Origin of the sequence: Pseudomonas alkylphenolica (assembly GCF_016009175.1) — a bacterium.
GTDB classification, from domain to species: domain Bacteria; phylum Pseudomonadota; class Gammaproteobacteria; order Pseudomonadales; family Pseudomonadaceae; genus Aquipseudomonas; species Aquipseudomonas alkylphenolica_B.
Map to the genome: position 1 here is coordinate 100,828 of NZ_JADUCM010000012.1, position 17,547 is coordinate 118,374.

General features: G+C 62.1%; 17 protein-coding genes. 9 read left to right on the top strand and 8 right to left on the bottom strand.

Translation table 11 applies throughout. The features are described from left to right. Positions 1–46 precede the first annotated feature (46 nt). A complete protein-coding gene (locus I5S59_RS13040) occupies positions 47–511 on the top strand; it encodes a DUF3859 domain-containing protein (RefSeq protein WP_197876980.1) in 465 nt (154 codons plus the stop codon). A gap of 72 nt (positions 512–583) precedes the next feature. Here the strand turns inward: I5S59_RS13040 and fabB are convergent, their stop codons facing one another. The 5 genes from fabB to I5S59_RS13065 all read right to left on the bottom strand — a co-directional run bounded on the left by fabB (position 584) and on the right by I5S59_RS13065 (position 7,466). Next, positions 584–1,804 (bottom strand): beta-ketoacyl-ACP synthase I, encoded by a 1,221-nt coding sequence (fabB, locus tag I5S59_RS13045; RefSeq protein WP_128324492.1) that lies wholly within the window; start codon positions 1,802–1,804, stop codon positions 584–586. An 11-nt stretch (positions 1,805–1,815) separates the two neighbouring features. Beyond that, positions 1,816–2,331, bottom strand: coding sequence for a 3-hydroxyacyl-[acyl-carrier-protein] dehydratase FabA (fabA, locus tag I5S59_RS13050; protein ID WP_128324493.1), 516 nt, complete (start codon positions 2,329–2,331; stop codon positions 1,816–1,818). Positions 2,332–2,542: 211 nt separating this feature from the next. Beyond that, a complete protein-coding gene (locus I5S59_RS13055; RefSeq protein ID WP_197876981.1) occupies positions 2,543–4,468 on the bottom strand; it encodes an ATP-binding protein in 1,926 nt (641 codons plus the stop codon). Beyond that, positions 4,465–5,358: an ABC transporter substrate-binding protein gene (locus tag I5S59_RS13060; protein WP_197876982.1), complete on the bottom strand. Its 894-nt coding sequence runs from the start codon at positions 5,356–5,358 to the stop codon at positions 4,465–4,467. The genes I5S59_RS13055 and I5S59_RS13060 overlap by 4 nt, the downstream gene beginning before the upstream one ends. After that, complete coding sequence (locus I5S59_RS13065) at positions 5,358–7,466, bottom strand: TonB-dependent receptor plug domain-containing protein (RefSeq protein ID WP_197876983.1); 2,109 nt, start codon at positions 7,464–7,466, stop codon at positions 5,358–5,360. Before I5S59_RS13065 ends, I5S59_RS13060 begins: the two co-directional genes overlap by 1 nt. A 182-nt stretch (positions 7,467–7,648) precedes the next feature. Here I5S59_RS13065 and I5S59_RS13070 point away from each other — a divergent pair, with 182 nt between their 5' ends. The 8 genes from I5S59_RS13070 to I5S59_RS13105 all read left to right on the top strand — a co-directional run bounded on the left by I5S59_RS13070 (position 7,649) and on the right by I5S59_RS13105 (position 13,683). Continuing rightward, positions 7,649–8,674, top strand: a complete 1,026-nt coding sequence (locus tag I5S59_RS13070; RefSeq protein ID WP_197876984.1) for an NAD(P)H-dependent glycerol-3-phosphate dehydrogenase — start codon at positions 7,649–7,651, stop codon at positions 8,672–8,674. A 15-nt stretch (positions 8,675–8,689) separates the two neighbouring features. Beyond that, positions 8,690–9,037: a DUF4389 domain-containing protein gene (locus I5S59_RS13075; RefSeq protein WP_197876985.1), complete on the top strand. Its 348-nt coding sequence runs from the start codon at positions 8,690–8,692 to the stop codon at positions 9,035–9,037. Then, entirely contained in the window at positions 9,034–9,486 is a 453-nt protein-coding gene (gene sixA / locus I5S59_RS13080) for a phosphohistidine phosphatase SixA (protein WP_197876986.1), read from the top strand. The genes I5S59_RS13075 and sixA overlap by 4 nt, the downstream gene beginning before the upstream one ends. Before the next feature lie 124 nt (positions 9,487–9,610). Then, on the top strand, positions 9,611–9,958 hold the full coding sequence (locus I5S59_RS13085; protein ID WP_197876987.1) for a hypothetical protein: 348 nt from the start codon (positions 9,611–9,613) through the stop codon (positions 9,956–9,958). Positions 9,959–10,050: 92 nt separating this feature from the next. Further along, the gene (locus I5S59_RS13090) at positions 10,051–10,845 is read left to right on the top strand and encodes an alpha/beta fold hydrolase (RefSeq protein WP_197876988.1); all 795 of its coding nucleotides are present in this window, start codon (positions 10,051–10,053) and stop codon (positions 10,843–10,845) included. Then, positions 10,842–11,696 carry an alpha/beta hydrolase gene (locus tag I5S59_RS13095; RefSeq protein WP_197876989.1) on the top strand — a complete coding sequence of 285 codons (855 nt, stop codon included), beginning with the start codon at positions 10,842–10,844 and terminating at the stop codon, positions 11,694–11,696. Before I5S59_RS13090 ends, I5S59_RS13095 begins: the two co-directional genes overlap by 4 nt. 115 nt (positions 11,697–11,811) lie before the next feature. Further along, positions 11,812–12,609 carry a DUF4892 domain-containing protein gene (locus I5S59_RS13100; RefSeq protein WP_197876990.1) on the top strand — a complete coding sequence of 266 codons (798 nt, stop codon included), beginning with the start codon at positions 11,812–11,814 and terminating at the stop codon, positions 12,607–12,609. A gap of 12 nt (positions 12,610–12,621) precedes the next feature. Next, the gene (locus I5S59_RS13105; RefSeq protein WP_197876991.1) at positions 12,622–13,683 is read left to right on the top strand and encodes an AI-2E family transporter; all 1,062 of its coding nucleotides are present in this window, start codon (positions 12,622–12,624) and stop codon (positions 13,681–13,683) included. A gap of 1 nt (position 13,684) precedes the next feature. Here I5S59_RS13105 and I5S59_RS13110 read toward each other — a convergent pair whose 3' ends face one another. From I5S59_RS13110 to I5S59_RS13120, 3 genes are all read right to left on the bottom strand, one after another. Beyond that, entirely contained in the window at positions 13,685–14,179 is a 495-nt protein-coding gene (locus I5S59_RS13110; protein ID WP_197876992.1) for an Lrp/AsnC family transcriptional regulator, read from the bottom strand. Positions 14,180–14,378: 199 nt separating this feature from the next. Further along, positions 14,379–15,425, bottom strand: coding sequence for an ornithine cyclodeaminase (locus I5S59_RS13115; protein ID WP_197876993.1), 1,047 nt, complete (start codon positions 15,423–15,425; stop codon positions 14,379–14,381). 167 nt (positions 15,426–15,592) lie between these two features. Then, entirely contained in the window at positions 15,593–17,383 is a 1,791-nt protein-coding gene (locus tag I5S59_RS13120; protein ID WP_197876994.1) for a sigma-54-dependent Fis family transcriptional regulator, read from the bottom strand. Positions 17,384–17,547: the final 164 nt, after the last annotated feature.

Here is a 17,547-nt window from a genome sequence, read left to right on the forward strand (position 1 = left end):
ATGCCAACGTCATAGCCTGCCGCCATCAATCGAGATGGAGTGCGCCATGTTTTTCAGTCGTTTCAGTGCAGTGTGCGGGCTTATGCTGGTCAGTGGCCTGGCCAGTGCCGAGGTCCGGGTCGACGGCCCGGTCGAGTACGGTCTGTTCGAGACGCGTCACGAGAACTTCCAGCCGGGCGAGCGGGTGTTGACCCAAAGCAACCAGACCCTCAAGCACACCGATGAGATTCCGGCACGCCTGGGCAGCAAGTTCGGTATGCGCTATCGCCTGCAAGGCAAGGTGGCCGACGACACGCCACTGACCCTGCTGTACTTCACGCCGGGCGTACAGACGCCGGATGGCAAGCGTCATGACAAGTTTGAAGTAGTGCAGAAGCTGGTGCCGGGTGCGGCACAGGACGTGATGGCCTTCGAATTCACCGAAAACCACGAGGTGGTACCAGGCCAATGGCACTTCATGGTGTTCCAGGGCGATCGTTTGCTCGCCGAGCAGCGCTTTACGGTGCGCTGAGCCGGGGCCCTTCTACCGCATACAAAAACGCCCCGAACCAGTCGGGGCGTTTTCATTGTAAGGGGCCGGCCCTTACTTGCCAGCCCAGCGCTTGAGCACCAGGGTGGCGTTGGTGCCGCCGAAACCGAAGCTGTTGCTCATCACGGTGTCGATCTTGGCATTTTCGCGGGTTTGCAGCAGAACTGGCAGGTCGGCCACTTCCGGGTCCAGTTCGTCGATGTTGGCGGAACCGGCAATGAAGTTGCCTTCCATCATCAACATGCAGTAGATCGCTTCGTGAACGCCGGCAGCGCCCAGGGAGTGACCCGACAGGCTCTTGGTCGAGCTGATGGCAGGTGCCTTGTCGCCGAACACTTCACGCACACCTTTCATTTCCGCAACGTCGCCGACCGGAGTCGAGGTGCCGTGGGTGTTCAGGTAGTCGATCGGGGTGTCGACGGTGGACAGCGCCTGCTGCATGCAGCGGATGGCGCCTTCGCCGCTCGGGGCAACCATGTCGTAGCCGTCGGAAGTCGCGCCGTAGCCGACGATTTCGGCGTAGATTTTCGCGCCACGGGCCAGAGCGTGCTCCAGTTCCTCGACCACGACCATGCCACCACCGCCAGCGATGACGAAACCGTCACGGTCGGCGTCGTAGGCGCGGGAGGCTTTTTCCGGGGTGTCGTTGCGCTTGCTGGACAAGGCGCCCATGGCGTCGAACAGGAACGACTGGCTCCAGTGCTCTTCTTCACCGCCACCGGCGAAGACGATGTCCTGCTTGCCCATCTGGATCTGTTCCATCGCGGTGCCGATGCAGTGCGCGCTGGTGGCGCAAGCGGAAGCGATGGAGTAGTTCAGGCCCTTGATCTTGAACGGCGTAGCCAGGCACGCCGAAACGGTGCTGCTCATGGTCCGGGTGACGCGGTATGGGCCGACGCGCTTGACGCCTTTTTCGCGCAGGATGTCCAGCGCTTCCATCTGGTTCAGGGTCGATGCGCCGCCAGAGCCTGCAATCAGGCCGGTACGCGGGTTCGACACCTGTTCTTCGGTCAGGCCCGAGTCCTTGATCGCGTCGGCCATTGCCAGGTAGGCGTAGGCAGCTGCGTGACCAACGAAACGGTAGATCTTGCGATCGATCAGTTCTTCGAGGTTGAGGTCAATGGAGCCGGAAACCTGGCTACGCAGACCCATTTCGGCATATTCCGGGTTGAATCGGATGCCAGGGCGGCTTGCACGCAGGTTGGCGGAGACGGTCTCTTTGTCATTGCCCAGGCACGAAACGATGCCCAGACCAGTGATAACGACGCGGCGCATGCGGATAACCCTTAGAAATTGTCAGTGGAGGTGAATACGCCGACCCGGAGGCCTTCGGCGGTGTAGATCTCGCGACCGTCGACACTGACCGAACCATCGGCGATAGCCATGTTCAGCTTGCCCTTCAGGACGCGCTTGATATGGATGTTGTACGTAACTTTCTTGGCGGTAGGCAGTACCTGGCCAAAGAATTTGACCTCGCCCGAACCCAGGGCGCGGCCGCGACCTGGCAGGCCTTGCCAGCCCAGGAAGAAGCCAACCAGTTGCCACATGGCGTCGAGGCCCAGGCAGCCTGGCATCACCGGATCACCCTCGAAGTGGCAGGCGAAGAACCACAGGTCAGGGGTGATATCCAGCTCGGCGACCAATTCACCTTTGCCGTACTTGCCACCCTCGGCGCTGATATGGGTGATGCGATCCACCATCAGCATGTTAGGGGCGGGCAGTTGCGCGTTACCTGGGCCGAACAGCTCACCGCGACTGCAGCGCAGCAGGTCTTCCCGAGTAAAGGCGTTTTGTTTGGTCATGCGAGCTCCTCAATAGTCCCCGTGTGGCAGGGGGCAAACCTTCCCGGCCGACCCAAAGCGCGTGTGCTTGGGGCGGCAGCCTACACATAGACTATTGCGTTGTAGTGAAAGTCACAGCGCACGGGGCAAAGAAGTACACTTGTGCACTGAAATTTTATTTTCAGGCCTTTCGAGTGGCCTGTCCAGCCTCTTAGACTGCCGCAATTTCAGATTAATCGCCAGTCGCAGCTGACTGATCGGGCAGCCAACGCTGCAGAATTTGCTGCAGGTCAGTGCGTTTGAACGGCTTGGCGAGGTAATCATCCATCCCGGCGTTCAGGCAGCGCTCACGATCACCCTGCAGGGCATTGGCCGTGAGCGCGATGATCGGCATGGCTTCGGCCTGGGGCAACTGGCGGATGCGCCGGGTGGCTTCGTAGCCGTCGATGATCGGCAGGCGGCAATCCATCAAGGTGACCGCAAAGCGCTGGCGGGCGACCTGCGCAATTGCCTGGGCACCGTCCACGGCGATATGCACTTCAAAGCCCAGGCTGCGCAGCATGGCCTCGATCACGGTCTGGTTCACGGGGTTGTCTTCGACCAGCAGGATCCGCCGGCCCTGACCCTCTTCCTCGCGCTCGACGTGCAGGCTCGGCAGCCGGGGCGTTTGCTGCTGCGAGAGCGCCAGGGGCATTTCCAGGGTGAAGGTCGAACCCTGGCCTTCACGGCTTTCGCCGCGCAAGGTGCCGCCCATCCGCTCCGCCAGGTTGCGGGCGATCGACAGGCCCAGGCCGGTACCACCGTACCGCCGGGAAATGGAACTGTCCGCTTGCTGGAAGGCGACGAACATCATTTCCAGGCGCTCGCTGTCGATGCCGATCCCGGTGTCGTGTACGGCGCAGGTAAACCACAGCAACTGGCGGTCGAGCACTTGCCAGCGCGGTTCGATGCGCACGTTGCCTTGCTCGGTGAACTTCAAGGCGTTGCCCACCAGGTTGAGGAGGATCTGCCGTATCCGTGTCGGGTCGCCGACCACTTGCAGCTGTTCCATGCCTGCTGGCAACTGCAGCAACAGGTTCAAGCCGCGTTGCGCGGCCAGGTGCTGGAAGGACTGCACGCAACTGCTGATCAATTCGCCAAGGTTGAAGTCGATGTGCTCCAGTTCAAGCTGGGTGCGCTCGATGCGGGAGAAGTCGAGAATGTCGTTGATGACCTTGAGCAAGTGACCGGTGGACTCGCTGGCGACCTCGGTGTATTCGGCCTGCTCCTCGCTCAATGGCGTGGTTTCGAGCAACTGCAACATCCCGAGTACGCCGTTCATGGGCGTGCGCAGCTCGTGGCTCATCATGGCCAGGAAGTCGGATTTGGCCCGGTTGGCCTGCTCGGCCTCTTCACGGGCCTGGATCAGCTGCGACATGGCTTGCTGCTGCTCGTGGCTGGCCTGCGCCAGCGCACGGGCAAGGTTGTTGATATGGCGGGCCAGGTGCCCCAGCTCACTGTCGTCGACCACCGGCAGCGGGGCATTGAAATCACCTTGCTGGATCGCCTTTACCGCGTGGCCCATGTCGCTGATCGGCGTCGCCAGGCTGCGTGCCAGGCGGCGTGCGAGCAGAAAGGTGAAAATCAGCGCGAACAGCGCGAGTATCCCCGCCTTGATCACGATTTCCTGCTGGCGCTCACTGAAGGCGTCGTTCGACATGCCGACGATGACCCGGCCAAGGTAATCGTCGCCGATGTTCTTCAAAGGTTGGCCGCCGCTGTGCAAAAAGTCGTTGTCCAGGCGAATCTGCTGCAGGCGGATCGGGGCCTGGAAGACTTCCACCTGTTGTGCGCGGTTGTCGTGTTCATCCGGTTGTTCGACGTACACCAGGATGTGGTTGCTGCTGTCCTGAACCTCGAGAAAGCGCACATGGGGGATGCTCAAGGTAGCGCGCATCAGGCTTTCGAGTACCTCGTCGTTGCCGGCGATGACGCCGTACTCCGATGCCGGTGCCAGCTGGTTGGCGATCAGCTGGCCGGTGTGGTTGAGCTCCTGGCGCAGGTCCTGGATCCGCACGAAGGTAAAGAAGCTGATCAGCAGCAGCGTCAGCAGCAGGGCCGGCCCCAGGCTGATGATCTGTGTGCGGGTGTGGATGTCCCAGCTCAGACGACGCCTCATGGTCTGCGTTCTCCTTCTGCCAAGGCCAGGGCGGCGCCTTCAGGGTCAATGGCGTCGATGCCCAGCGCACGGGCAACCTGCTGGTTGCCGACAACACTGAAATGCTCGGGGTACAGGGCGCGCGGCCATCTGCCGGGCGGTTGGTCAAGTAGCCGGTCAAGTACCGCCAGCCAGTCCTCCTGGTTGCTCAAGGTGCTGGCCAGGGCGCCGGCGCGGACAAAGCCTGCGGTGGGGCCAATCAGTGCTATCTGTTGACCATAGCTGCTGAGCAAAAGGTTTTTGGCTGTTTTGGCGTTGAACAGTTGTGGGTCGTCGAGGCCCAGCAGCACGTCGCTGTTCTGCAGCAGCGTTTGCAAGGGGCGGTTGTCGCGAAGGTCGGGCCAGGCCGCGGCAACGATTTCCAGGCCCATGGGTTTGGCAGCGCGGCGCAGGTCCTCAAGGAGGAAGTGGCTGTGTTCGGCATAGAGCACGCCAACCCGGCGTGCCTCGGGCAGCAGGTAGCGGGTCAGACGTAGCTGGCGATCCAGCGGCGGGTCGCTCCACAGCAGGCTCAAATAAGCAGGGCGCAATTTGCCCAGGCGCTTCTCGGCCTGGACCCGGCTGATGCGCATGGCCAGTGCCGGAGGTCCTGCTGTCTCGCTCAAGCGCCACTCCAGGCTGCTGCTGTCGAGCAGAATCAGGCGTACGGCCGGGTTCAACCGGGACGGGCGGGCCAGCTCGCTGACCGGGACGAAGTGCACTTTGTCGGCAGGCCGGCGTTCGCGAAGGGCCTGGACGAACTGCTCGACGCCAGGAGTTTCGCGCTGACCGGTCAGCAGGATCTCACTGGCCGAAAGCATGCCCAGTGGCAAAAGACAGACCAGCAACAGCCAGCGCCGCAGCCCGCGCATCAGAATTCCAGCTCCGCACTGACGTACATGACGTGGCGGCTGTCGTAATTGTTGTTGGCAAAGGTGGTGGGCTCGTCATCCAGGCGCTGTTGCAGGGTGCCGGCGAGCTCCAGCTGGGTGCTGTCCCAGCGAAATCGCTTGGCTACCCGCAGGTCGACACGTTCGAAACGGTACTGGTTGAGCTCATCGTCGCCGTAATAGAAGAGGGCGCTCGACCAGCCGTGCCCCCAATCGCGCAGCCAGCCGGCCGAACCGCTGTTGTGTGCGCTCATGCGGCGGTCATCGGGATTGCTGGCCCAGGCATTGATCAGGGCGTAAGTCAGGCGCAGGCGATCGGCAGGGTTCACCCGCCAGTCCAGTTGCGCTTCGCTGCCGCTGAAGCGGGCCTTGTTGCTGTTGCTGGCGATGTACTGATTGTTGCGCAGCGGCTCGCTGACCATGCCGGTGATTTCGTCGTAGAACAGCTTGAGGTCGACGCTGAGGTCGGCGTCGGCGAAGTAACCGTTATAGCCCAGTTCGCGCGAACGCATCCGTTCCTGTTCCAGGTCGCCCGGCCCACGGGTCTTGACGAAATACTGGGCGCTGCGCTGGCCGAAGGCGCCGGGAGTCAGATTGTTGACCCGGTAACTCCAGTTAACGTTGTTTTCAAACATGTCCGGCGAACGCACCGCTTCGGAATACACGGCGCGCAAGCCGTGGCGCGGGGTGATCAGGTAGTTCACCGCCAGGCGTGGCGTGAGGGAACTGCCCGAGAGACTGGCGTCTTCGTACATCGCGCCGCCCTGGACGATCCAGTGCTCATCGACACGCCACTCCAGATGCCCGAACAGGCGCCAGGTGTTGTCGTCCAGGCTACCGTTGAAAAAGGTCTGCGAGTCGGCGCGGTCATAGCGGTAGTTGGCGCCGCTGACCAGGCGCAGGTTGTCGGACAGGCTCAGGGTGTCCTGGAGTTCCAGGTCGTAACGGGTTTCCCGGGTGCTCTGGTCGATGTCACCACAGACCTGACGCGAGCCGCCATTGCGCCATTGCAGTTGGGCCTGGCGGCCGAGTGCCTGCTCTTCGGCAGTGCCCGGGGGCAGCGGCGAGAGAATGTGGCGCGCCACTTGCTCTGCATAATTCGGATTGAGCTGCCACAGTCGCGTGAGCTCGGGGCTGAACGACAAGGCCGCGTCGCAGGCACGCCATACCTGCTGGCGATCCCAGTGCTGGGCCGAGCCTTGCAGGTACAGCCGGTGTTCGGGGCTCAGGTCGATGTTCCAGCGCACCGAGCCTGCGTAATCCTTGGCGTTGGCATCGGAGTTGTCGCCATTGGCGGTCACCCCGTAGAACACCGGCTTGTAAGTGTAGGGGCGCTGGTCACTGCCTTCTTTGGCGGCGAACTGCCAATCCAGGCTCTGATTGCTTGCCAGGGCATGACTGGCGCTCAGGTTCAGGCGGTTGAGGCGGCGGCTGTCGCGGTAATCCTGGCCCAGAAGGTTTTTATCGAAACCATCATCTTCCATGCCTGAAAGCGACAGGCGCAGGTCGCCACCTTCCCAGTGGCTGCTCTGGCTGGCATACCAGTCATTGATTCCGCGCTGGCCGCGGGTGAACTTCAGACGGGTGCCGTTACTGTCGGCCGGCCTGCGGGTGAGGATGTTGACCACCGCCATCAGCGCGTTGGCACCGTAACTGACGGTGTTGGGGCCACGGAAGACCTCGATGCGCTCGATGTCCTCCATTGCCAGCGGTACATCGCTCCAGTCCACCGTGGCCAGGCCGGCGCGGTAGACCGAGCGCCCGTCGATCAGCACCTGCATGCGCCTGGCATCGTTGACGTTGCTGCCGTGGTAGTTGACCGAAGGCTGGTTACCGGCGCCGTAGCCAATCATCATCCCGGGCACCAGGCGCAACAGTTCGGGAATGTCGCGGGCACCACTGGCGCGAATCAGCGCACTGTCGAGCACGGTCATGCTGCCAGGCACAGCCGCAGGCGACTGCTTGAGCCGGGTAGCGGTGAGCACCTGGGGGACGTCCTGGCTGTCGACGAACAAATCGTCGGCCAGCACCGGGCCGCCCAACAGGGCAGTCAACAGAACGAAAGGGCGAGGAGGAGGGCCAAATGACACGGCGCGGCCTTGGTGTGGAGTTCAATTCGGGTTCAAGCCGGGCATGTTAACCGAGTGGCCAGCATTTTTCAGTCGCAGACAACACTGCATCGGGGTTAATTCGGTCATCTGGCGCTGGCTCTGGCACTGGCGCTCCGTATAATGCGGGAGTCGCCACTTTTATTGGTTTTAACGGATTGGATATGACTGAACAGCAGCCTGTTGCAGTGCTTGGAGGCGGAAGTTTCGGCACCGCCGTGGCGAATCTGCTGGCGGAAAATGGCGTCGGGGTGAAGCAATGGATGCGTGATCCCGAGCAAGCCGAGGCCATGCGCACCAATCGCGAAAACCCACGGTACCTGAAAGGGGTGAAAATTCACCCGGGTGTCGATCCGGTCAATGATTTGCTGGCCACGCTGCAAGCGTGCGAGCTGATCTTCGTTGCCCTGCCTTCCAGTGCCCTGCGCAGTGTGTTGGCGCCTCATGCGCAACTGCTGCGCGGCAAGATGCTGGTCAGCCTGACCAAGGGCATCGAGGCGCAAAGCTTCAAGCTGATGAGCCAGATTCTCGAGGAAATCGCGCCAGAGGCGCGCATTGGCGTTCTGTCCGGGCCAAACCTGGCCCGCGAAGTGGCCGAGCATGCGCTGACCGCCACCGTGGTTGCCAGTGAAGACGAGGTGCTCTGCCAGCGTGTGCAGTCCGTGCTGCACGGACGCACCTTCCGCGTTTATGCCAGCAACGACCGTTTTGGTGTCGAATTGGGCGGGGCGCTGAAAAACGTCTACGCAATCATTGCCGGCATGGCCGTGGCGCTGGGCATGGGCGAGAACACCAAAAGCATGTTGATCACCCGCGCACTGGCGGAGATGACCCGTTTTGCAGTCAGCCAGGGTGCAAACCCGATGACCTTTCTCGGGCTGGCGGGTGTGGGTGACCTGATCGTCACCTGCTCCTCGCCCAAGAGCCGCAACTACCAGGTCGGTCACGCACTGGGTCAAGGGTTGAGCCTGGAAGAGGCGGTCAACCGTTTGGGCGAAGTGGCCGAAGGCGTCAATACCCTCAAGGTGCTCAAGGTCAAATCGCAAGAAGTGCAGGTCTACATGCCGCTGGTCGCCGGCTTGCATGCGATTCTGTTCGAAGGCCGGACCTTGAACCAGGTGATCGAACTGCTGATGCGCGCGGAACCGAAAACCGATGTCGATTTCATCTCCACCAGCGGTTTCAACTAACGACAGGAGCAAGACATGAATTCATCCCCGAACCCGTCCCAGCGCGAATCAATCATTTTGCGTGTGCTGTGGATGCTGGTGTTCCTGGTGGTCTGGCAACTGGCCGAGCTGCTGCTTGCTGGCCTGGTGCTGGTGCAACTGATCTATCGCCTGATCTATGGGGCGCCAAGCGCCAGCCTGATGAATTTCGGTGACAGCCTCAGCCAGTTTCTTGCGCAGATCGGCCGTTTTGGCAGCTTCCACAGCGACCAGAAGCCCTGGCCGTTCGCCGACTGGCCAGCCCCGCGCGAGCCTGAAGGTGAAGCCGCGCATAGCGTGCCGCCGGCGCCGCACCCGGTGCGCGACGAGGAGCCCAAGCTGTGAAGCTCTGGGTGCTACGCCATGGCGAGGCTGAGCCGCACGCCGCAAGCGATGCACAGCGTCGCCTGACTGCGCACGGTCGTGAGCAGGCTTTGCGCAGTGCCGCGGTTTTGTTGGGCCAGCCCCTGCAGTCGATCATTGCCAGCCCGTACGTGCGTGCCCAGCAAACCGCCGGGTTGGTGCACGAGGCGCTGGGCTTGGATAAACCGCTGCACACCGTGCCCTGGCTGACCCCGGACACCGATCCGCAGCAGGTCATCGCCGAGCTCGACCGCCTCGGCCTGGATAATGTCCTGCTGGTCAGCCATCAGCCGCTGGTGAGTTGCCTGGTCGGGATGCTCGAGAAAGGGCGGCCGGAAGGCCCGCCGATGTCTACGGCCAGCCTGGCTGAACTCGAGGGCGACTGGCCGCTGGCCGGCCTCATGTCGTTGCGCTCGTTGTTCCACCCTTGAACGTGAATTGACCCCGGCAGCAACTTTCCGCTGATCGACCTGATGCTCATATCGGTTGTCGATCAGTGGCGGGCTTGTTAGCGTTCGCCACTGTCGTGGGCAAGGTGGCCCTGGGGATCGAGCAATGAGCAGCAGTTGTCCGCAATTGGCCTATTCGGCAAACCTTCAACCCGCGCTTGATAAGGTGCAGGGCGGCCAGGCCCTGGATTTTGCCGAGTACCGCGTGCTTCGGGACAGTGCCGACGCCAAGCTTGATTACCTGCTGCGCAAGTTCGAAGGCCAGTACGAGCTTGAGCAACTACGCCAGGCCAGCGTGCGCATGGCGCATTTGCTGCAGTCCAGCTGCCTGGCGCTGGGGCGACTGGACCTGGACCCTGAAGACAAGCGTCGCGCCCGTGAGGCCCTGGAGCAACAACTGGCTTATATGCAGGCATGCCTGCGCCGTTCCATGGCCAGTTTTGGCGAGTATTGACCTGATTGCCATCGGCGATGGCTTTTACGAACATTGCCGCTTCCCGGCTGCTTGCAGACAATGGGTCATCACGTCACTCTGGACAGACGGTCATGTCGCAGCAAATCTTCTTCGCCCATGCCAACGGATTCCCTTCGGGAACCTATGGCAAGCTGTTTGCCGCACTGGCGCCTGACTACCAGGTGTTTCACCTGCCACAGCACGCCCACGATCCGCGTTTTCCTGTCGATGCCAACTGGCAGAACCTGGTGGACGAGCTGATCCATCACCTGCAACAGCAGCCAGAACCGGTATGGGGCGTGGGGCATTCGCTCGGCGGTGTGTTGCACCTGCATGCCGCGCTGCGCTGTCCCCAGTATTACCGGGGTGTGGTCATGCTTGATTCTCCGGTATTGACCCGGGTTGACCAATGGGTGTTGCAAGCAGCCAAGCGACTGGGCTTTATCGACCGCATAACCCCGGCCGGACGCACTTTGGGGCGTCGCGAGGCGTTTACCGACCGCGACAGTGCCCGGGCCTATTTCGCCAGCAAATCCCTGTTCCGTCATTTCGATCCGGATTGTCTCGATGCCTACCTGGAGCATGGCTTGCAGGCGACTGAAGAAGGCTTGCGTTTGCGCTTTGATCCGGCCACTGAAATCAGCATTTACCGCAACATTCCGCACACCCGCCCGGCACCGGCCAAGCGCCTGCAACTGCCGTTGGCCATGGTGCGAGGCAGCAGCAGCCGTATTGTCCGCCAGCACCACGCGCTGGCGGTACGCAGCATGCCCCGGGGAGAATACTACAGCCTCCCGGGTGGACATATGTTCCCGCTGGAACGGCCTACCGATACCGCGAGCCTGATCAAGGGGCTGTTTGACCGTTGGCAGCAGGAGCCGCAATGAGCGCTGAAATGGAAGAAATTCGCCTGAACCTGGGCCATATCGAACTGGCCGCCCACCTGTTTGGCCCGGCCGATGGCGAGCCGGTGATTGCCTTGCACGGCTGGCTGGACAATGCCAACAGCTTTGCCCGGCTGGCGCCGAAGTTGCCGGGGCTGCGCATTCTGGCGCTGGACCTGGCCGGCCATGGTCATTCGCAGCACCGCCCCGCCGGGGCCGGATACGCCCTGTGGGACTATGCCCATGATGTCCTACGGGTTGCCGAGCAAATGGGCTGGCAGCGGTTTGCCCTGTTGGGGCACTCGTTGGGCGCAATCATCTCGGTGATAGTGGCTGGCTCGCTGCCTGATCGGGTTACCCGCCTGGCGTTGATCGACGGTGTGATTCCACCCACCAGTGGCCCGCAGGATGCCGCCGAGCGTATGGGCATGGCCTTGCAGGCCCAGCTGGACCTGGGCAACAAACAGAAAGCCGTGCACCCCACCCTCGACCAAGCGGTAAAGGCGAGAATGCGAGGCCTGGTGGCAGTCAGTCGCGAAGCCGCCGAGCTGCTCGCCCAGCGTGGCTTGATGCCGGTACCGGGTGGCTACACCTGGCGCAGCGACAGTCGTTTGACCTTGCCGTCACCGACCCGCTTGAGCGAAGCGCAGGCATTGAGCTTCGTTCAGCGCATTGCCTGTCCGGCGAAACTGATCGTTGCTGCCGACGGTATGCTGGCGCGTCACACCGAGCTGCTTGAGCAGCTACCCTTTAGCTACGACCTGCTGCCCGGCGGGCATCACCTGCATGTAAATGACGAGCAGGGCGCGACCCTTGTTGCAGACTGTTTCAATCGCTTCTTTGGCATTTCTTGACTTGCGGCGGGCAACTGTCGAGGCTTGGCGGGTTGAACAGGGAGACAACCATGAACAAGCAAGACACCGCAGCACCCGATAACCAACCTGGCGCCTGCGATTGCGTGGCGCGCCTATGAACCTTACTTACTGCGTGCGCACGGTCATTGCCGGGCTGGGCGTACTGCTCAGCACCCAGTCGCTGGCCGAAGGATTACCGGTGCCGGTCGATGCCAAAGTCGTCGATGAGCGTTCGGCGCAAGTGCAGGAACGCGTTTACCCGTTGGGCGGCTTGCGCAAAATCAGCAACCAGCTGCGTGTAGAAGGCAAGATTGAAAGCCGCGGCCAGGTCAGCTCCGTCACCTATGAGTTGCCGCGTGAGCGTAGCGCCAACGAAGCCTTCACCGCCGCACGTGAAGCGCTGCAAAAAGACGGTGGCTATCCGTTGTTCTGGTGCCAGGCACGCGATTGCGGCGAAAACAGCCTGTGGGCCAATGAGGTATTCAAGAACCGCCAGCTTTCGGGCTCCGACGAACAACAGGCGTTCATCCTGTTGCGCCGCTCTGCCGAGCAGAGCAACACCCTGGTCGCGCTCTACAGCATCACCCGTGGTAACAAGCGGGCGTACCTGCATGTCGAGGAGTTTGTTGCCGATGCGCCGCTGGGCGAGTTGCTGCCGACACCTGCCACGGTACTGCGCGAACTGCGAGATACCGGCAAGCTCGACTACCCTGATCTGGTAGGCGAACCCATGCCGGCCTGGGTAACCTTGCTCGGGCGTAGCCTGAACCTGGACAGTACCTTGCGCGTGAGCCTGAGTGGCGCTCAGGCTGAAGCCTGGCGCGAGCAGTTGGGCAAAGCCGGTGTGCGCCTGGCGCGGCTTGAAGTGGGCGATGCCGAGACCGACGGTTTTCACGTCGAACTGATACGTTGATCGAGAGACAAGATGCCCAACAATGACCGCCTGCTGGTACAGATAATCCTGCTGGCGCTACTCGGTGCCGGCCTTTGGGTGATGGCGCCTTTCATGTCGGCGCTGCTCTGGGGCGCGATTCTGGCGTATGCCAGCTGGCCATTGATGCGCCTGCTGACGCGTGTGCTTGGCGGCCGCGAAACCCTGGCTGCCGGGCTCCTGACCACCTTGTGGATACTGCTGGTGGCTTTGCCGCTGGTATGGCTGGGCTTCAACCTGGCCGATCACATTCGTGATGCCACGGCGTTCGTGCGCGACGTTCAGGTCGATGGCCTGCCGGACGCGCCGGACTGGCTGGCCGGCGTGCCGCTGGTAGGCGAGCGCCTGGTACGCATGTGGAACACCCTGGATCAGCAGGGGGCCGCAATGTTGACAACGATCAAGCCTTACCTGGGCCAGGTCGGCAACTGGTTCCTGGCCCGTAGCGCACAGATTGGCAGCGGTATGCTCGAGCTGACCTTGAGCCTGGTCTTCGTGTTCTTCTTCTACCGCGACGGCCCGCGCCTGTCGGCGTTTGTCCTGCGCCTGCTCGACCGGCTGATCGGCGATCGCGCCGAGTATTACCTGGGCCTGGTCGCCGGTACGGTTCAGCGTGTGGTCAACGGCGTGATCGGTACGGCCGCCGCGCAAGCGATCCTGGCGGTGATCGGCTTCCTGATCGCCGGCGTGCCGGGAGCGTTGGTGCTGGGTATCGTCACTTTCATGCTCAGCCTGATTCCCATGGGGCCGCCGCTGGCCTGGATACCGGCCACGGCATGGCTGGCCTGGCAGGGCGAATACGGCATGGCGGTGTTTCTCGGCATCTGGGGCACGTTCATCATCAGCGGCGTCGACAACGTGCTCAAACCCTACCTGATCAGCCGGGGCGGCAACCTGCCGCTGGTGATCGTGCTGCTGGGGGTGTTCGGTGGCTTGCTGGCCTTTGGCTTTATTGGCCTGTTCATCGGTCCGACCTTGCTGGCCGTGGCGTACAGTTTGTTGCTGGACTGGTCGCGCAGCGAATCGGCACCGCCGCGAACCGACTCGCGGGGCTGATTCAGCGTTGCGGGGCGGCGTGCTTGACCACCGCCAGCTCCGGGTGGGCGACCAGCTTGTCTATGTGCAACTCGTCGTTGTTCATCCAGGTTTCGGTCAACACCCGGTAGTGCTCCATGTCGCGGCAGCGCATGCGCAGGCTGTAGTCGAAATGGCCGCTGATCAACTGGCAGTCCAATACCTGCGGGCAATCGCGCACACAGGCTTCAAAGGCTTTTTGCGACGCCCGCCCGCTCTGGTTGGACAATGCCACCAGCACCAGCAGTGACAGTCCCGGCGCTACTCGCTGCTCGTCGATGATTGCGCTGTAGCCGCGGATGATGCCGTTGCGTTCCAGCTTGCGCACCCGCTCAAGGCAGGGGCGAGGTGTGAGGTGTACCAGCGAGGAAAGCTTCTCGTAGGTGATGCGTCCATCATGGCGCAGCACATCGATGATTGCTTCGTCGATCCGGTCCAGATGAGGCGCGGCGTGTGGGCTATTGAACTTGGTATCCATACAGGTTCGGCTTCACTTTAAACGTATTCAAGGGAGACCTTGAACATGGTACGACCTTACACGATCAACGTCTGTACTGCCTTGAGTGCTCGGTTGATCGGTTTTGTGGTCAGCACCTGGGCACGGTGTGATCACCTGCAGGAATTAGGGGAAGGGCAAGGTGCTCCGCCGCGCCTGGGCGCGGCGGATATGCGGGTGGTCAGGCGCTTTTTTTCTGGGCCTGGGCCAGCGGCTGGCGCAACAGGGAGAACAGGTCTTTGGGGTTGCTGAGGTCCGGTACAAGTGCCGCCTCGTGACCGATGTCGAGCGCCTTGGCGACATCCAGCACATAGCGCAGTGCCGAGTAGTCTTCCAGGGCAAAGCCAACCGAGTCGAACAGGGTGACCTGCTCGGCGCTTTCGCGGCCTGGTGCCTGGCCGCTGAGCACTTGCCAGAACTCGGTGGTCGGCGAGTCGGCAGGCATCTGCTGGATCTCGCCCTCGATTCGGCTTTGTGGTTCGTACTCGACGATCACGCGAGCGCGTTCGACCACCTCGCGGTGCAGTTCAGTCTTGCCCGGGCAGTCGCCGCCAACGGCATTGAGGTGCATGCCGGGTTCGATCATGTCTGGCGTCAGAATCGTTGCGTAGGCCTTGTCGGCGGTCACCGTGGTGACGATATCGGCGCCGCGTACGGCCTCGGCCACGGAGCGGGCAACGGTCACCTGCAGTTGTGGGAACGCACTGAGGTTGGCCACAAGCTTGGCGCTGGCTTTGGGGTCCAGGTCGTACAGGCAGATCTCATTGATGCCCAGCAGGGTATGGAAGGCCAGGGCCTGGAATTCGCTTTGCGAGCCGTTGCCGATCAGCGCCATGCGCCGGCTGTCCGGCCGGGCCAGGTAGCGCGCAGCCAGGGTCGAGGTGGCGGCAGTGCGGATCGCCGTGGTCAGGGTCATTTCGCTGAGCAGTACTGGCGCGCCGGTATCGACATCACCGAGAGCGCCGAAGGCCATGACCGTCAGCATGCCGCGCTGGGTATTCTTCGGGTGGCCGTTGACGTACTTGAAGGCGTACAGGTTTGCGTCGGAGACCGGCATCAACTCGATCACGCCATCGGGCGAATGGTTGGCCAGGCGCGGGCATTTCTCGAAGTCGTTCCAGCGCAGGTAGTCTTCACGGATGTACTCGGCCATTTCGCTGATGCAGGTACTTAACCCTTTGAGCGCAACCAGGCGGCTGAGGTCGGTCACATCGATATAGCGGGTCATGATGAACTCCTTTGTTATTGGCATCGAGGTAGCCTGCATCCAGTTGCAGTGTCTTTATTGTCGATGAAAGTCAGGAGCCGTCTGGGCTGAAGTAGGGTGGGAACACAGCCGGTTAAGCTGAAAAGGATGCTGTAACAGCAGAATCGGCTGTCTGGCGGGGCGATGCTTCAGCCGTTGACCGGTCCTTGCGTCTGCAGGCGTTTATAGAGCGTGGTACGGCTGATGCCGAGGTCGCGGGCGAGGGCCGAAACGTTGCCCTTGAGCGCCTGCAGGCGCAAGTTGAGGTCCGGATTATCAGGTACTTCAGGTGTTGTGGGGGTAGTCACTACCGGGGCAGGCAGTTCAACGAAGAAGCTTTCGGGCAGGTGTTCCAGTGCAATAGCCTGTTTTCCCGCCAGGGCCAACGCTACCTGCAGGGTGGTGGACAGCTGGCGCAGGTTTCCCGGCCACGGGTGCTGCAAAAGCTGCAGCAGGACCTTGCTGTCCAGATGGGGCGGTGATTCGGCGTCGCGATAATGCTGGTGGATGTGCTCGATCAGCGCCAGGCGATCATTGCGTTCGCGCAGCGGCGGCAAGGTCAGGCTAAGCCCTGCTATACGGTAGTAAAGGTCTTCGCGAAAACGACCCAGGCGTACCAGTTCGGGCAGGTTCTGGTGAGTGGCGGAAAGCACGCGGATGTCCACCGGCACCGGCTCGGCGCTGCCCAGTGGCTGGATGCTGCGCTCCTGAAGAAAGCGCAGCAGGCGAGCCTGGGTCGAAAGCGGCATGTCGCCGATCTCGTCGAGAAAGAGAATGCCCTGGTCGGCCTTGCGGATCAGGCCGGGATTGCCCTTGTGGTGGGCGCCGGTGAACGCGCCTTTCTCGTAGCCGAACAGCTCCGATTCCACCAGTTCGGCAGGAATCGATGCACAGTTCACCGCTATCAACGGCTGGCTGCGACGACTGCTGGCGTCATGCAGGGCCTTGACGAAAACCTCCTTGCCAACCCCGGTCTCGCCCTGGACCAACACCGGGATGTCTTTTTCCAGCAGCAACCCGGCCTGGCGCAGGGCCTTGGTTATCCGTGGGTCGCAGTCGGAGGCCGGTTGACTGCTTGCTGTCGACGGGCTGGTCAGCGGTTCATGCAACAAGCAGTGAAAGCGGTTGCGCCCAGTCACCTGGACGGCAAAGGGCCGTCCGGCGGCATGCTGCAGCAGCGCCGCGAGTGGCGTCTGGAACAGTTGTTCAAGGCTGTGGTGCAGGGCGGGCTGACCGAGCAGGCTGTCCGCCCGGCGATTGGCGGCGAGGATGCGGCCACGGTCATCGAACATCAGCAGCCCGGCCCACTGGCTGTCGAGATTGTTCGAGCCGGTATTGAAACTCAACTGACGGTATTGTCCGGCGTACCGCGCGATGATCAGGCGGTTCTCCAGGCTCTGGCTCATCATCCGCACCATGCCCAGGGTTTGCGAGGCGGGCAGGTAGCTGTCGCTGGACACGTCCAGCACGCCGATCAGGCGGCGTTCTGCGTCAAACAACGGCGCGGCGGCACTGGCCATGTAGCGGTTGCGCTTGAGGAAGTGTTCATCCTGCCCCACATGCACCGCTTCACTGCAGGCCAGGGCGGTGCCGATGGCATTGGTGCCTACCCCGTGCTCTAGCCAGCGGGCGCCGGCGACGAAACCATGTTGCTGGCGTGGGTCGATGAAGCGGCGGGTGCCCCAGGTTTGCAGAAGCTGGCCCTGGTCATCGCTGAGCATGATCAGGAAGCTGGAGTTGCCCAGCAGGTGATTGAACTGCGGGATCACCTCATCACCCGTGGTGCGCATGAGGGCGTGCTGGCGCTCGAGCAGTTCGCAGAGGCGGGGGGCGGAGAGTTCACCGAAGTCGGGTGCTGACTGGGGCTCGAGACCGTAGTCACGGCAGCGCGCCCAGGAGGCCTGGATCAGTTGGGCATGAGACGCAATGGAGACGGCCATGGGCGTTTCCTCTGCCAGCGTTGTCGTTTTTGTGTGATCCAGTGTTGTTCAGTCCTGTTCATTGTCAATGCCGGGGCTGTTCAAGTGTTCAGCAGTTACTGTTCATTTGTGTTCAGCAATGAACCGCTACTGGACGCAGTAAATGAAAAAACAGCGCCGCGACA

Coding starts and splice junctions, on each gene's coding strand:
- fabB (WP_128324492.1), bottom strand. CDS start 1,804: ATGCGCCGCGTCGTTATCACTGGTCTGGGCATCGTTTCGTGCCTGGGC.
- I5S59_RS13095 (WP_197876989.1), top strand. CDS start 10,842: ATGAGCGCTGAAATGGAAGAAATTCGCCTGAACCTGGGCCATATCGAA.
- fabA (WP_128324493.1), bottom strand. CDS start 2,331: ATGACCAAACAAAACGCCTTTACTCGGGAAGACCTGCTGCGCTGCAGT.
- I5S59_RS13040 (WP_197876980.1), top strand. CDS start 47: ATGTTTTTCAGTCGTTTCAGTGCAGTGTGCGGGCTTATGCTGGTCAGT.
- I5S59_RS13070 (WP_197876984.1), top strand. CDS start 7,649: ATGACTGAACAGCAGCCTGTTGCAGTGCTTGGAGGCGGAAGTTTCGGC.
- I5S59_RS13110 (WP_197876992.1), bottom strand. CDS start 14,179: ATGGATACCAAGTTCAATAGCCCACACGCCGCGCCTCATCTGGACCGG.
- I5S59_RS13090 (WP_197876988.1), top strand. CDS start 10,051: ATGTCGCAGCAAATCTTCTTCGCCCATGCCAACGGATTCCCTTCGGGA.
- I5S59_RS13100 (WP_197876990.1), top strand. CDS start 11,812: ATGAACCTTACTTACTGCGTGCGCACGGTCATTGCCGGGCTGGGCGTA.
- I5S59_RS13120 (WP_197876994.1), bottom strand. CDS start 17,383: ATGGCCGTCTCCATTGCGTCTCATGCCCAACTGATCCAGGCCTCCTGG.
- I5S59_RS13085 (WP_197876987.1), top strand. CDS start 9,611: ATGAGCAGCAGTTGTCCGCAATTGGCCTATTCGGCAAACCTTCAACCC.
- I5S59_RS13105 (WP_197876991.1), top strand. CDS start 12,622: ATGCCCAACAATGACCGCCTGCTGGTACAGATAATCCTGCTGGCGCTA.
- I5S59_RS13075 (WP_197876985.1), top strand. CDS start 8,690: ATGAATTCATCCCCGAACCCGTCCCAGCGCGAATCAATCATTTTGCGT.
- I5S59_RS13060 (WP_197876982.1), bottom strand. CDS start 5,358: ATGCGCGGGCTGCGGCGCTGGCTGTTGCTGGTCTGTCTTTTGCCACTG.
- I5S59_RS13055 (WP_197876981.1), bottom strand. CDS start 4,468: ATGAGGCGTCGTCTGAGCTGGGACATCCACACCCGCACACAGATCATC.
- I5S59_RS13115 (WP_197876993.1), bottom strand. CDS start 15,425: ATGACCCGCTATATCGATGTGACCGACCTCAGCCGCCTGGTTGCGCTC.